This is a genomic window from Candidatus Erwinia haradaeae, from assembly GCF_900698985.1.
Classification (GTDB): Bacteria; Pseudomonadota; Gammaproteobacteria; order Enterobacterales; family Enterobacteriaceae; genus Erwinia_E; species Erwinia_E haradaeae_B.
The window spans coordinates 202781-219483 of the sequence record NZ_LR217730.1; the positions used below are offsets into that span (position 1 = coordinate 202781).

A 16703-nucleotide genomic window follows, 5' to 3' on the forward strand; every position below is an offset into this window, starting at 1 on the left:
TAGTAAAGTATATTTTTATTTTGCTCAGTTATTTTTACTTAAAATAAAAACTTATTATACATTATAAAAAATATAAGTTAATTTTTTATTTTTATAAAATTTAGTATTTTGGCTAATTATATCTATATTTAATGTATATCTTTAGTATTTTAATAATAATTAAATGTTTTAACAAAAATTAAGAGTCGCGCTATAATGTTCAGCTAAAAAATAAGTATATTTTATGTTTCAGTTAGGTAGGATTATATCCTATATGCCTTTAATAAAGAAAGCTTTTTTATGATACTAACCTACAGCAAAGATTTTTATAAGGCCACAAAAATAAAATATATATTGAATTGTTTTATGCATTATAAAGAGTTATCGTAATACGATATAGTGATTAAATATATTTTATAATATCACATTAAATGAATAATGTGAATTTGTCTTCTTGTTTTATTTGTGGCTCACATGTTCAGCATTACTTTATGTTCTATGTTTTTGTTTTTTAATTTTTTTTATTTTTTTTACAAAAAACAAAAATAATGCTCTTTAAGGGTGTATAATTAATTTTATTTAGGCGGAATGATATTTTGATCGATAATACATTATTATTAATCTTTCCGTTTGGGTATGATTAAAGATTCTATTTTTGATGCTGAGGTATAAGTGTTGAAATTTTTAGATATTTAGATAATAAACATAAATCGTATCATAGATACAGCATAGATAAGAATAATTATAATTATATATTATAATTATTTAAGGATTGAAGAAGAAATTTTTTATATGGTAATAGTTTTATAGAATTTTTTTTATTTTAGCGCACCATATATTTAAAGAATCTCATCATGAATTGTTATATGTGCCTATGTTATCTAATCAATCTATATAAGGTATGATACCTTACTATATATATTAAGATCATTATGGTGTATATAATGGCTATTTTTTGTCAATTGATGTAGAAATAGACAGGTCACATTTTATGATATTTTTAATGATATTAATTTTTTAATAGAATTTTATCTAAAATATTGTAGATTTATTGTTATTTTATGCATTCATGAAAGCTTCATATTATAATTGACTTAGAAAATTGATAGTTTTAATTTGATTAGAGGAACAATATCTTACTATAAGATAAATATAAAATAGTATATAATCATATTGATATTGATCAAATAGTAGAATAGTGATTGTATGTAATAGTAAAAGTGTTTAAAGAATCTGTGAGTAAAATATGTCTGAATGAAGTTTAAGTATGCTCTGCATACCTAGTAGATTTTTATTAAAATAACTATTTTGCTTCAAGAGCACTAAATAATATCAATTGTATAATTATGTTATATTCTTTGATTTTTTTTTCAATCATTCTTGATGATAGCATCATTAGAGATGATTTTAATTTTTTTTATATTAGATTAAGTATATATAATACATGATATGAAAAATTATTGCGCAAGTATTGAGATGAATGATATTTTGTCTAAACATATCAAATATTCTATAAACTCGATTAGTGTCTCTTTTAAAGATGTTATATCGTATGATTTAAAAATATCTTAGTCGTTCACTTCAGCTGAATGTATTTAGCCGAATGAATGCTAAATAGTATTCACACTCTACAATAGATGATTAAGGTTTTATGAGCTATCAAGTGTTGGCACGAAAATGGCGCCCACAAGTATTTACTGATGTTGTTGGTCAAGAGCATGTATTAATTGTATTAAAAAATTCATTATCTCTGGAGCGCATACATCATGCTTATTTATTTTCAGGTGCGAGTGGTATTGGTAAGACCACGATTGCTCGGTTATTAGCTAAGAGTTTAAATTGTGAGTCTGGTATTACATCTAATCCTTGTAGAGTATGTGAGCAGTGCCGTGATATTGCTGAAGGTTTTTGTTTAGATCTTATTGAAATCGACGCTGCTTCACGTACAAAGGTCGAAGATATTAGAGATCTGTTAGAAAATGTTCAGTATACTCCATCCCGGAGTCGCTTTAAGATTTATTTAATTGATGAAGTGCACATGCTGTCGCGTCATAGTTTTAATGCTTTATTGAAAACTCTAGAAGAACCACCATCACATGTAAAGTTTATCTTAGCTACAACAGATCCGCAAAAATTACCACTAACCATATTATCACGTTGTTTACACTTGCATTTAACAGTATTAAATTCAGATCAGATTTGCATGCAATTAAAGCATGTATTGCAAACTGAAAATATTTATGCAGAGCCTGGAGCAATAAAAATGCTAGCGCAAGCGGCGCATGGTAGTATGCGTAACTCACTAAGTCTAGCTGATCAGGCTATTGTTATGGGTAAGGGGTCGGTTACTATTGATTCTGTTAGTAATATGCTTAGCATATTAGATGATCAATACGCAATGTCTCTTATTGAGCGTATGGTCCATTCTGATGGTGTAGAAGTAATGGAGCTGTTAGAGAAAGTGGCCATGTATGGTGGTGATTGGGATGGTTTATTAATAGTAATGCTTGGGTTTTTGCATCGTATTGCAATTATACAACTCTTGCCTGATGCGATTAGCAAAGATCGCACAACTATTGATTATCGATTGCAGGCATTAGCGAGAACACTACCTCCAACTGATTTGCAATTATATTATCAGATTCTTTTAGTAGGGCGCAAAGAGTTAAAATTTGCACCTAATCAACGCATGGGGGTGGAAATGACTTTATTGCGCGCATTGGCGTTCCAACCAGAAGACTTTAAAGAAGAAGAAAGAACGCATAATCTGGTTGTGCAGGATCGGTCATCCTCTGAACGGCCTATTGAAAAACTTGTTCATGCGTCGGTTGATTTAGAAAAAAAAAATATAAAAAAAACAGTCTTTAAAGACTTTCAGGGCAATAATAATAATTTATATAGTAGTAAAAACTCTATCAGTCATCAGCAAAGCATGCAGGTCCCTAAGAATCACAACTTATTGATAAAAAGTGCTCCGTTAGTAAATATAGAGAGAGATTCAAAGAGAAAAGACTGTAAATATATCACTAAGTCTCACCAAGAGACTGTACCTATAGCTGATTTAAAAAAAAAACACTATTACCTCCATCGCATGATTTTACAAACGATATAGATCAGTATATGAGTAATCCAGAGTGTGAGATAAAAATAATCAAAGAATCATGGAATCGGGATTCTTGGTCATTTGATTTAGATAAATTAAATATATCAAAGGCAGGCTATCAACTAGCTTTACATTCTTGGAGGGAGTTTACTAAGAAAGGATTGTGTTTGCATATTCGTTCTATCTATAGTTATTTAAATACACCCGAAGCATACCAAGAATTATATAATAGTTTTATAAAGGTTAAGACAGAGCCTTTACAGTTAATAATTTTAGAAGATGATGATGATTCTGTGTTAACCCCTTTAGAGTGGCGACATAAAATTTATCAAGAAAAAATAGTAGCAGCACGAAAATCTGTTTTGAGTGATAGCAATATTCAAATTTTTTGCCATATTTTTGATGCTGTAGTACAAGATAAAAGTATTTATCCTATTTGATTATAAACTAAATTAGTATATTTGATGATTTTTACGATTACTAATTAATAATGATATTTTTATAAAAAAATTAAAATTTTCACCATTAGAATACAAAAAAGAATATAATTAAAAAACTAAATTTTTATAGAAAAGCTATAAAAGAACAGTTATTATAGATAAAAATAGTAAAGTTAAAGAACTACTTTAGTGAGAGTGTATATCTAAATTACGTAAAAACTAACAGTGAGTTTTATCTAATAATTTTTACATTATATTCATTATAAATCCAGTTTTTAAGGTTGATATTTGTTTAATTATTACTTGATCAGTAGTTATTTTTGAGGATTATATTAAGAATATTGAGCAGGTTTATCTCTAGAAAAAATATAAATCAATCGTCAATAGATAGTTGAAGTTTTTTTGTGTTCCGTGATAGTAATTCATACTAAAAAGCGCTCTCATTTAACCTAATATTGTAGATGTGGATGGTCACTTAATTACAGAAAGTACGGTTTTAACGATATGAATCGATATAGGGAATATGTTTAGTTTTATTTGATATAATATAAAAGGGTAAAATAATTTTCAAGTGATATGCGATTTACAGAATTTCTAAAAAAAAGTAATTTTTTAGGAGGTTTTTTTGAATAATATGTAGTAAAAACTCTCTTAAATAAAATATTATAATTTATATACTAGTATGTTACTATGTCAATGTGTTATTCTATAATAGAATTACTAATATAATTTATTTCGATATCATGTAGATTTGGTATTGGCATATATAGTTTAGTGAGTGATTTTTTAGATTATTATAGTAGTAGCCTTTTATATTTTAAAGCGTCTAAAAGTTTTTTATTTATTTTTATGACAAGTACGCACTATATATGCAGTGCGTACTTGTGTTTTGTAAAATGCTTTTATATGAGAGTTATTATGTCTATTGGTCTCTATTTATTTACAATAATCGTATTTTCTATTGATTCACTAGATTTCAAAAGCATACGATTAATTCTCTGGATAAACTGATTGGGATCTTCTAGTGTACCCGTTGCAGCAAATAGGGCTTGTGCCAAAAATAATTCAATCCACTCTACAAAATTTGCTTCATTTTTCGTCTCAGCGGCCCGCTTTACTAATTCATGCTCAGGGTTCATCTCAAATAGATATTTTACCGTTGGGGTTTCTTGACCTGTAGAGGAAAGTAGCTTTGCCATCTGAGTAGATATATCATTGACGTCTGTTGTTACAATTGCTGGTGTATCAAATAGGCGATGTGTTAGGCTAACGCCTTTAACGCGATCACCAAGTAAGTTTTTGACCCGAGTAATAAACGGTTCTAACGATTGCTCGGTTTGTTTTTGCACTTCACTTGTTACATCGGCTAGCTTGTTTAATTCAGCGTCAGCCGTGCTGACTGATTGGAATTTCTTCCCTTCAAATTCAGTAAGATGATTCATCATCCACTCATCAATGCGGTCAAAAAGTAGAAGAACTTCAATGGATTTTTTATGGAACATCTCAAGATAAGGGCTATTTTTTGCTGCAAGATAACTATCGGCGGCAATAAAATAAATTTTTTCCTGCTCTTTTTTCATTCGAGTAACATAATCATCTAATGATACAGTTTGCACTGAACTTGGATAGGAAGTGGAAGAAAAACGTAGTAGTTTAGAAATGTTTACTGCATTACTTCTGTCTTCTGCTGGCCCTTCTTTAAGAACTCGTCCAAATTGTTGCCAAAATGTTTGATATTTTTCTTTATGATTTTTTGCCATAGCACCTAGCATTTGTAGAGAGCGTTTAATTAGGGCTAAACGTAAAGTCTGCGTAATATGATTGCTTTGTAAGATTTCGCGCGAAATATTTAATGGTAGATCATTAGAATCAATTATCCCTTTTATAAAACGTAAGTAGTTTGGCATAAACTGTTCGGCATCATCCATAATAAATACACGCTGTACGTATAGTTTTAGGCCATGCTTATGATCACGATTCCACATATCCCATGGAGCTTGAGTTGGTACATATAAAAGGCTAGTGTATTCTTGTTTTCCTTCTACTCTATTATGACTCCAGATTAAAGGGTCACTATTGTCATGAGATAAATTTTTATAAAATTCTTTATATTCTTCCTCTGTGATATCAGACTTATTTCGTGTCCATAATGCTTGAGCTTTATTAATCTTTTCCCAGACGACAGCATCGTCATCTTCATGACTTGTTTGAATTTCTACTGGTAAGGAAATATGCTCGGAATATTTATTAATAATGCCGCGAAGATGCCATACATCTAAAAATATATCTTCTTTTTCACGTAGATGAAGGATGATTTCAGTGCCTCGGTCAATTTTTTCAATATTAGAAATAGTATAATCACCTTCTCCAGAAGATTCCCATAATACCCCCATATTTTCGGGAGACTCTTCAGAGCGGGTGCGTACTGATACTTTATCTGCTACAATAAATGCAGAATAAAAACCAACACCAAACTGACCAATTAACTGATTATTTTTGGTGTTATCTGATCCAAGTGATGCTATAAATGATTTGGTACCTGATTTTGCAATAGTACCTAAATTTTCAACAACTTCCTCTCGTTTCATACCAATACCGTTATCACTAATTATAAGAACTCGTTTGTCCTTATTAATTTCTATTCTTACGCGAAGATTACTACAATTCAGATCTGGGTTGGATAATGCCTTAAAGCGCAATTTTTCAGCAGCATCAGAAGCATTAGATATTAATTCACGTAAAAAAATTTCTTTATTTGAATACATGGAATGTATCATTAATTTTAATAATTGTTTGACTTCTGACTGGAAGTTGAGAGTTTCTTGTTCGTGCATAATTCTTTCCACCTTATAGCAGTGATAATTTCTTTCGAGTATTATTTTTTTAATTACAACACTTATTAGATGCTCTAAAGCTATCTTTCAAGATAATAAAAAGTTAATAGTATTTTTATTAGAAAGGAACTTGACTCTAAATATTTTAGAAGACATATAAAGAATCGCATTATTAAGTGATTGAGTTTTAAGTGCTCCTTTCTAGTTTTATTATTTATTTTTAATTTATCATTAACATGAATTTTTTCATTATATTAATTCATAGTAATATGGAAAAATAATAATTTTTTTAATCTTTGAATTGAGTATATTTCTGTTGTTAAGTGACCTCAAGCATGCACAAACAAATTACTATTATGAATATATTAATTTATCGTATAATTTAAACATAATAAAACATATCAAATCAATAATGATTATTAAACTATAAAGTTATTGAGTATCATAGATTATGTATTATATTATACATATTTTCTATTTTATAATATATTATTATTTACTTTAAGAGTGAGCGTGATGAATTTATTTTTTTTGGATGCAATATATTTAAAATTAATATGAGATTATTTACCTTATTTATTTTTCAGTAACTGATATTATAGATATTGTTTTATAAATTCAGTGACTATATTTAATCTGAGTTTATGGTATATTTAGTATGACTTTAATTTTAACAATGTCTGCAGATAATGTTATAGAAATTTTTAGTAATTTTGGTTTTATCATTATAATATTTGATAGATAGATATAAATAATAAGATTAAAATACTTGCAATATAATAATGATAAAAAATTTTTCTTAACAAATATTGCTAGTAGATTATAAATATTGAATGTGCTAACTGTTTACGATTGTGCTTCTTTGCTGCAATCATCAATATTAATCAACACAATACTGTGCTGTGTCATTTTATTTATTTCAGAAAGGAATATATTATATTTTTATAAGATTTTTTCTGTTATTTTTTATGTTTTTTTTAAAACTTTTGTTGATGAAATGTCTAACGCCTCAAAGTAATGTTTGCGGCATACAGAAATATATTTTTCATTTCCTCCTATTTGTATTTGATTTCCTAGAATAACAGGTTTTCCAACAGAATCAATACGTAAGACCATTCCCGCCTTTCTTCCGCAGTGACACACTGTTTTTAATTCAATCAACTTATCTGACCATGCCAATAAATATTGACTACCAGAAAATAACTCGCCACGGAAATCGGTACGTAGGCCATAACAGAGTACCGGGATCTCTAATTTATCTACAACCTCAGACAAGTCTTTAACCTGTCTGCGTGTTAAGAATTGACTTTCATCAACTAAAACACAGTGTACTGTTTTATGATCTTTTTCTATTTGAATTTCTTGGAAGAACTTCGTTTTAATATGAAATAATATAGCAGAAGATGAAATGCCAATGCGTGAGTTTACTTTGGCGACATGAAAACGGTTATCAATTTTTGCAGTATAGATTAAGGTTCTCATTCCTCTTTCATTATAATTATAAGAGGATTGCAACAATGCTGTTGATTTTCCAGCATTCATTGCTGAGTAATAAAAATAGAGTTGTGCCATCCGCTTTTCTCCTAGGTATAATAATCTCCTAGTGATAATAAAGATTATTGAGTGGAATAGCATCATTAAAGTTTTCATATATACATTTTTGATTAAAATTAAAATTTATAGTGCATGAGAATTTATTAAAATAAGATAAAAATTTCATATGCTTGTCTTAATATCTTCCAGTGTGATTATATTAAGACATAAAATGTTATCTTACCCATATAAAAAATTTAATTTATAATTATCATAATTTTTTTATACATAAATGTATTTTACACTAAAGATTTTCAGAAATTTATAACTCTTGAAGAGCATGATATGTTAATAATTTTAAATTAAATACAGTTTATTTAACTAACTGTATAGATAAATTATAGGCTTTGAAAAACTTAAATAGTTATACTATATTAAGAATAATTATTCAGGCAGCAATTTAATCACAACATTACAAAAAAAATAAAATTTTATTTTAGTTTTAACAGTTTACCGTATTTAACGATTATAAAATAAAATTTATACATAGCTATTTAATAAATTCCGCTAAATTTTTTTAAATCTCGATTTAGCAGTGAAGATATGATGAGATGAATATATAATTATTAACTTGTATCTGTAGTTTGAGCTAGTGTATATGTATATTACTTTTATTTTAAATTTTAATTAAAGTTTACATTAGTTTCATGGTATAGATTAAAAATCTAGATAACTTTTACAAATAAACTTTTAAAATACATATTAATATTTTCAGTATTTTTTAAAAAAATCTTTAGATGTTAAACTTAGCATCTAAATCTTATTCGTAAAACGATATCAAAAATTCATGAGTTAATAAATTTTCTAGTATCAATGTGTGCATATTATATTTGGTAGTATGTATCTATAACCTTGAATAAATTAAAGATAATGAAAGTTATGAGAATACCTTGTAGTGTATATTGCTTATGTATATATGTTCATAGGGCGTTGAGTCTATATTAGTTAAGCGAATTATAAAGTGTACTGATTTTATTATAATTAATCTGATTATACTGATGATGCTGATTATTATTGAATTCTATTTTCTTGAGAGAGTATTAGTTTAATGGTATTCATACTATTTAATATAAAGTGATTATTAATAGTATATCAGGCGTGAGTTATTGCTTTTAGTTTTTATATTTTGCATTTTTGAAGAATATAATATATAAATTATTTATCATTTAATATATTGGTGAGTAGTTATTATAGGCCTACTCATATAATTTGCGGATGAATATTTTGTATATATTACATTATGCATAGTCTAAAAGATGCGGAGTAATATACTTATTAAGTGGGTTTTGAAGAGAATTTTCAGATATATTTTTAAAATAGCTCTATTGCTATAGTATTATTATTTATGTGAAGTGAATAACATAAAATAAAAAATCTTAAGAGCGATCTCAAAAGAAAATCATTGTATAGAGAAAAATTAAATAGTTTTTCTTGTAAATATTTTCTCATTATTATTTTAATAAACCATATTAATTTAATTATCAATACATCATTTAAGATAGAATTAAGATATAGGTATTTTTTATAATCAACTAGTATTTTACCATTTGATACTTACGTATAGGATATCTACTGCAGCACTAATATTATAATAGGTGTAGTTCAGATAGTCATGTAGATTGTGATATTTTGAGATTGCAAATTATCAATAAAACATCTGATATAAATTCTTTTTATTTTTAAAACTAGATTTTATAAACTAGGTCGAAGTATTTTTGTCTATAGAAAAATAATATATTTATTGTCTATCTATTTAGAATATTTGATCTTTCATTAACTTTTTAGATTTAAATATATTTAAGAAATTAACTATTGCAGTTCTTGATAAGCATCATTATTATTATGTTATGCAGTATTAGCCTAATAAATATAATTTAGAGAATTCAAACTATGAATGCGGCCCTTAAAATTCTGAATAATATTCGCACGTTACGTGCACAAGCAAGAGAATGTAATGTAGATCTTCTAGAAGAGATGCTAATTAAATTTGAGACTGTAGTAAATGAGCGCCGTACAGAAGAAAAACAGGCGCAAGAAGAAGTAGAAGCACGGTTTCGTAAACTTCAGAAGTACCGTGATATGCTTATAACTGACGGTATTGATCCTAATGAATTATTAATAGCGTCTATTAAAATAAAATCAACAGCTCAATCCAAACGTTTAGCGCGTCCTGCAAAATATGTTTATATCAATAAGAATGGAGAAAATAAAACATGGACTGGGCAAGGGAGAACTCCAGCAGTTATTAGAATGGCTATAGATGGACAAAATAAAAAATTAGAAGATTTTTTACTTTAAGTGTACTGAATGAAAGTTATAATAAGTAACAGTTTTGAAATTTTTAGAGAGTTTTTTTAAAATTAAATGCGATTAATAGTCACTATTATGTATAATAATACAAGTCAATTGATTATAAAAGTCTTTATAAAATAATGATGTAATAATTTTATTTTTATATTTAAGAAGTAAAAAAGATGTTTTTTTTATCTGTTAGGTGACTTATTTTATGAGTCATTTGTATAGTTTATTTATAATTCGTAGCTAGATTAGAATCTTGGTAGCTAGATGAGAATCTAGCTGCATCTTTTTTCTAATAGTATATTATAATGATAGATTATATACGTGGTTCATTATAGAAGCATTTTGATCAACAAATGCAAAATTATTTTTAGTATCGCATGGTTATAGCTACAAGCATTGCATGATCGAACATTATCACTAATAGTGATAAAAATATATTATAATAATAAATTCAGTAGTAAGTTTATTTTTTGCCATTTTTTAAATGATTTTTATTTTAATAAGAGAATCTGTAGTTAATATTCCATTGTTCTGTATTGTATAGTGCTTATTAGATAAGATTTAATTAGAAGTTATAGAATTTTAAGGTATCATTATTAAACATCATGAGTATATGAATAAACTTTTTAGTTTATTTCTGAATAGATGTTATATTTTTATATCGTATCACGTTTATGATTACAGAAGATCTCGTAAATATAACGAAAGAAATATATACATATATAAGCATTAGATATAATAATAATTATACCCTATATATAAAAATATATTTTGTTTTAAATAGAAGTTATTAGCATTCTAGGTATTTAAAATTCCTCAAGAGATTTATCAGATATTCAGAAATGATATAGTGATCTTAGTAAGATGCCACTTTATTTTTTAAATTAACATTTTCTTGTATTCGTGTGTAGATTTGAATCCCTTAATTCGCTTTATCCTCGATCTGTAATGATACTATACAGAATATACATCCCATCCATATGCAATATAAGTATTCAATACTATTGATCGATCAGTATCAGTTTGTACTAGAAATACAATTTCATGTAATAATATCAATTTCAAGATTATAGATTTAATTTAAAGGAGTGACATAAGTATTAACCTAATCTGAGTATTTCGGTATTGCCCTTTATGAGGGATGCACTAGGTGTTAGTAACATATAAAATATTATACCTACATACAAAATTATGTAGAAATAATATAAATTATATGGAAATTATATATAATAAAATCTCATGAACATATATAACATTTAAGGTAAACATAATGTTTTTTTATGTGATTGTTTATATGTTTTATTTAAAGATTGTTTTAGATGTTCAAAAGACCGCTTCAGCTACAGTGTTTTGATCATGTTTATCACTTATCAGAAGATTAGAGATAGTATACTAACAAAATAGGTTAAGGTTTACTGTATACAGTTATAGATCGGCATAATAATCTTACAAACTAAAATATAATACCTTATTATAGGTAAATTAAAGTGATTTTTATCGGTTATTTGGAAATTTTATATTATAAATATACAAATGACTGAAATATTAAAGTGTCAATGTATTATTTTATGTAGAAACGTGCTGTCCTAAGAAATTACAAGATATGTAGATTAATATAGAATCAATATTAAATATGAACGATTAACATTGGTTAGAAAATTGAATGGCTGCCTTACACTGAGAACAGTATGATAAGGTACGATGAGTCCTTAAGGAAATATGAATTTACTGATGAATTCAGAGATTACAGGTAGATTATACAAAAATTACAGATAGATGATGTATTTAAGATTGGTTAAGCTATTCGAGCGTTTGTGTCTAAGGCTCACTTCTCTATGTATCATACTAATAGGTCACTGAATATTATTAATCCCTCCGCTGGCGACATCCATCAGATTAATAGTTAAATAAAACTGGGTTATCTGTATCCTTATTTAAAGTAAGATTCTATTTGTCGCTGTATTAATCATGTAATAATAATGAGTAAGTTATGATGAAAAGAATGCTGATAAACGCCACGCAGCAAGAAGAGTTGCGTGTTGCACTTGTCGATGGACAGTGCCTATATGATCTAGATATTGAGACCCCAGGGTATGAACAAAAAAAGGCTAATATCTATAAAGGTAAGATTACTCGTGTTGAACCTAGCCTGGAGGCTGCATTTGTTGATTATGGGGCAGATAAACACGGTTTTTTATCTCTTAAGGAGATTTCTTGTGAATATTTTTTAGAAAACGATAATATCCGCGGTCGTCCTAATATCAAAGATGTATTACGTGAAGGACAAGAAGTTATTGTTCAAATTGATAAAGAAGAACGTGGTAATAAAGGAGCAGCCCTTACTACTTTTATTAGTTTAGCCGGAACATATTTAGTATTAATGCCTAACAATCCTCGTGCTGGTGGTATTTCTCGACGTATTGAAGGTGATGATAGAATCGAGCTGAAGGCTACTTTATCTTTACTGAAGCTTCCAGATGGTATGGGTTTAATTGCACGTACTGCTGGGGTTGGTAAATCTGTTGAAGCATTACAATGGGATCTAGGTTTTCGGATTAAACATTGGGAAGCAATTAAGAAGATAGCAAGTAGTCGACCAGCACCATTTTTAATTCACCAGGAAAGCAATGTTATTGTACGTGCTTTCCGTGATTATTTACGACAAGATATCGGTGAAATTTTAATAGACAACCCTCAGGTATTAGATTTAGCTCGTCAGCATATCGCGGCACTTGGTCGCCCAGATTTTACTAGCAAAATTAAATTATATACAGGTGAAATTCCATTATTTAGTCACTACCAAATTGAGTCACAGATTGAATCAGCTTTTCAGCGTGAAGTTCGTCTACCATCTGGTGGCTCGATTGTTATTGATAGCACTGAAGCGCTTACTGCCATAGATATCAATTCTGCTCGGGCAACTCGAGGTATTGATATTGAGGAAACGGCATTTAATACAAACCTAGAAGCAGCAAATGAGATTGCTCGTCAGCTACGGCTACGTGATCTAGGGGGTCTAATTGTAATCGATTTTATTGATATGGGGCCAGTACGTCACCAAAGGGCTGTAGAACATCGACTTCGCGAAGAGGTTCGACAAGATCGCGCTCGTATTCAAATTAGTCATATTTCACGTTTTGGGTTATTAGAAATGTCACGTCAGCGTCTGAGTTCGTCACTTGGTGAATCCAGCCATCACGTATGTCCTCGTTGTAGCGGTACAGGGACTATTCGTGATAATGAGTCATTGTCATTATCTATTTTAAGATTAATAGAAGAGGAAGTATTAAAAGAAAATACAAAAGAAGTGCACGCTATTGTTCCAGTGCAAGTTGCTTCATATTTATTGAATGAAAAACGTGATGCTGTCAGCGCTATTGAAAAGCGTCCCGGTGGTGTACGTGCAATTATTGTTCCAAATGATAATATGCAGACCCCTCACTATTCTGTGTTGCGTGTACGTAGCGGAGAAGAAACGCAAACTTTGAGTTATCATCTTTCAAAATTACATCAAGATGAGATGGGGGTTCTTATAGATCCTACGCAGATCGAGCGCAAGCGTCCAGAGACGCCAGCCATTACTACTGTTGTCATTCCAGGTTCCTCACTGACATCACATAGACTCGATAATTCAATGAGAGAATCTAATATTTCTGTTGAAACATCTGAATATTCTTTAATAAAGCAACCGAGCTTAGTGAGTCGTCTTATAACAGAATGTAAAAATTTATTTTGTTCAACAGAGCGACTTAATAAACAATCAGAAGATACTGTGACCTCTGAAAAAATCATCAAACCATCTTCGCTTGCCACTAGTCTTCAACAGGATCCTGGTCAAAATTATGATTTTGTTGATCATTCTGATAAGAACATTAATTCTAATAATCATCGATGTAATAATCGTAATTACAGTTTAAATCGAAATGAACGTGATATTCGGGATACTCGCAGCGATCATCGCAATCGTCGTCATATGCATCCGATGTCTCATCATAATAAGCCAATTTCTTCAGAAGAGTCTGAAATCAGAGTACAAAGTCAATCGCGACAATTTCGTTATCGTCGTCGTTCAGATTCTAAACAGTTAGAGCATGCTTTAATGGAGCGACATGAGCAACGAGCTGAGCCGATCATCCCAGTGACTAATAAGATAGAAAAACAGACTCATGGTTCCTCAGGGTTATTAAGTCATCATGCCTTATATGAACTAGAAAAAACAAAAAAGGATTCTAAAAGTCCTGATGGGATAATGGATACCATTAGTCAATCAAAAGAAACTAACTTATCTGCAATAGTTCCTATCTTAGAACCTAACAAAACTGCATTGGATTTATCTGAAAATGATACTAGAGGTAATTGCACTGCCGTGCGTCGACCACGTAAATCGACGCGCAATTCGCGTTCTAGTGGTTCTCGTCGTCGTCGTTACTCGGATGAATATGATGGAAGACATTCATCAATGCCTTTAATGCATGCCATGGCATCACCTGAGCTGGCATTAGGTAAGATTTGGATTTTACATCCAACTATACCACTTAAAAGTTGTAAATTAAACCATCGCAATATACCTTCTAGTACCGTGGTAGCAAGCAATGCGCAAAGTAAGTTAGTATGCGAAGGTAAATTTGACTCTACTTCAACAAACAAAGATGCTGAAGGTGCCTTAGAAAATAATAACAATGGTTTTGCTGTGGTATCTCCATTAGATATAAGCCATGATGTTACAATAACTTCAACAATTGAACCAAGAAGTATGATAAATAACGCTGTACATTATCCATCTGTTAGTAGTAATTCGATTAGTACTTTAACTCAGAAAAAAAATACTTTTAACGACTGTGCTCCAAATCAAGATCAGAATAACATTATTCATCAGTCTAATATTTTGATAGCACCTGGTCGTTATATAAATCACTCTTATGCGCCAGTAACAAAAATTGCTATTACACAAGATTCAATATCAGATGATTGAATATCACTACGCTTTGATCGTAATAAAATAGATATAGATTACAATCCTATAAATAAAAACGTGTAGTAGATTTAGAGTGCAATTCAATTATCAGTAAAGGGTGTGAGATAATAATTTGTAGGGGTTTAGTCACTGTGATTTTAAAATTTTATTTTAGAGAAATACTCCGTTAATATTATGTAAATCTTAATAAAAATGAAATAAATTTTACTTATAAAGTAATTTTTTATATGAATAGTATTTTAGATTTTGTTTATCTATAATAACACATATGTTATTACATATGTGTTATTATCTATATTTATTTTATGTAGTAATAAAATAAATTATCAATTTTATTGGAATGTTAATGATGATTTTTATCATAATAGATCAGAGGGCACAAGTATCTATTACTGAAAAAACTCTACAAAAATAAATTTACTGTATGCTATAAAATGGTAATATATCTTTTTTTTCAATACATCTCGTATGCTTTTTATTGTTTTTAGAAACTAAAATAGTTTTATATAATATCATTTACGAGAATATATTATATAATATACAATAATAAATTAGATAATATATTTGCATATTTTGATTTGCAGAAGTTTTTATTTTAGTAAGGTGGGCAAGATAAATTCTTAAATAATAAAAAATATTATATTTGATGTTGTATAAATTTAATGTTATCGATAGTTTTTGATAGTAAGTTAGTAATAGTGATATATACCGAATATCTAAGAACATCAGGTTATTACTATGATAGTAATATAAAAATATTATTAGTACTTTATTTATATAATATATATGGAGATATATGTTACAAACTAAAGAACTATATATATGATTTTATCATACTATATGATAAGGTATGATTTTTAAGGAAAATAAATAGATTATATATAGTAAGATGTTGTTAATTTCTGCAGTAGATTATTCAATAAGCTGTTATTTGTGTCATTTTAATCTGAGTATTTTTTTATATTTTTTTTATTTTAATGTATATTTTGATAAATTTATTAAGTATAAAAGGTTTTTATCGGATCCGGGTATAAAATAATAAAATCCAGCAGAAACAAAATACAGGAAGTTAAAGATTTTATCTGTTATTCTAATTCAGAATGAAATTTTTTGATTTTTTTAAAAAATTTTCCACTGTATATGCTGTGAATGCATATGTACTGTATATTAATAAATAATGGAACTTTTATTAAGATTATATTTTGGATACGTCATCAAATATTTCCTTGAAAGACTTTAGTAATAGATGTTAGTGCATATAAGCAGTAAAAATTATTTTAATATCTTAATTAACATATTAATGGAGTCCGTTAGTATTAGGTTAAAAAGAAAATATTAAAGTAATCTTTAAACTTATAATCTAATGATTCTTTATATAGATAATAAAATTTTTAGTAATATGTGACTGATGCATTGAGATTATTTATCTAGTATTATTGATTTTATTGTGTGTGCTTGTTTGATATATAGAATATGGT

General features: G+C 28.4%; 6 protein-coding genes. 4 read left to right on the top strand and 2 right to left on the bottom strand.

Annotated elements, in window-relative coordinates:
* The first annotated feature begins 1630 nt into the window (after positions 1 to 1630).
* Entirely contained in the window at positions 1631 to 3091 is a 1461-nt protein-coding gene (gene dnaX / locus ERCIPSPA2889_RS00640) for a DNA polymerase III subunit gamma/tau (RefSeq protein WP_157988957.1), read from the top strand.
* A gap of 8 nt (positions 3092 to 3099) precedes the next feature.
* Positions 3100 to 3522 (top strand): DNA polymerase III subunit gamma/tau C-terminal domain-containing protein, encoded by a 423-nt coding sequence (locus ERCIPSPA2889_RS00645; protein WP_157988958.1) that lies wholly within the window; start codon positions 3100 to 3102, stop codon positions 3520 to 3522.
* A gap of 932 nt (positions 3523 to 4454) precedes the next feature.
* On the opposite strand, the gene htpG is transcribed toward ERCIPSPA2889_RS00645, so the two are convergent.
* Complete coding sequence (htpG, locus tag ERCIPSPA2889_RS00650) at positions 4455 to 6356, bottom strand: molecular chaperone HtpG (RefSeq protein ID WP_157988959.1); 1902 nt, start codon at positions 6354 to 6356, stop codon at positions 4455 to 4457.
* 966 nt (positions 6357 to 7322) lie between these two features.
* On the bottom strand, positions 7323 to 7928 hold the full coding sequence (locus ERCIPSPA2889_RS00655; protein ID WP_157988960.1) for a thymidine kinase: 606 nt from the start codon (positions 7926 to 7928) through the stop codon (positions 7323 to 7325).
* Between the two features lie 1911 nt (positions 7929 to 9839).
* Between ERCIPSPA2889_RS00655 and hns the strand changes: the two genes are divergently transcribed.
* Both hns and rne read left to right on the top strand, forming a co-directional pair.
* Positions 9840 to 10247, top strand: a complete 408-nt coding sequence (gene hns / locus ERCIPSPA2889_RS00660) for a histone-like nucleoid-structuring protein H-NS (protein ID WP_157988961.1) — start codon at positions 9840 to 9842, stop codon at positions 10245 to 10247.
* Positions 10248 to 12243: 1996 nt separating this feature from the next.
* Complete coding sequence (gene rne, locus ERCIPSPA2889_RS00665) at positions 12244 to 15222, top strand: ribonuclease E (protein ID WP_157989408.1); 2979 nt, start codon at positions 12244 to 12246, stop codon at positions 15220 to 15222.
* Positions 15223 to 16703 lie beyond the last annotated feature (1481 nt).

What these genes read in the sequence shown, in the direction of transcription:
- rne (WP_157989408.1), top strand. Translation starts at nt 12,244, where the DNA reads ATGAAAAGAATGCTGATAAACGCCACGCAGCAAGAAGAGTTGCGTGTT.
- ERCIPSPA2889_RS00655 (WP_157988960.1), bottom strand. Translation starts at nt 7,928, where the DNA reads ATGGCACAACTCTATTTTTATTACTCAGCAATGAATGCTGGAAAATCA.
- htpG (WP_157988959.1), bottom strand. Translation starts at nt 6,356, where the DNA reads ATGCACGAACAAGAAACTCTCAACTTCCAGTCAGAAGTCAAACAATTA.
- hns (WP_157988961.1), top strand. Translation starts at nt 9,840, where the DNA reads ATGAATGCGGCCCTTAAAATTCTGAATAATATTCGCACGTTACGTGCA.
- ERCIPSPA2889_RS00645 (WP_157988958.1), top strand. Translation starts at nt 3,100, where the DNA reads ATGAGTAATCCAGAGTGTGAGATAAAAATAATCAAAGAATCATGGAAT.
- dnaX (WP_157988957.1), top strand. Translation starts at nt 1,631, where the DNA reads ATGAGCTATCAAGTGTTGGCACGAAAATGGCGCCCACAAGTATTTACT.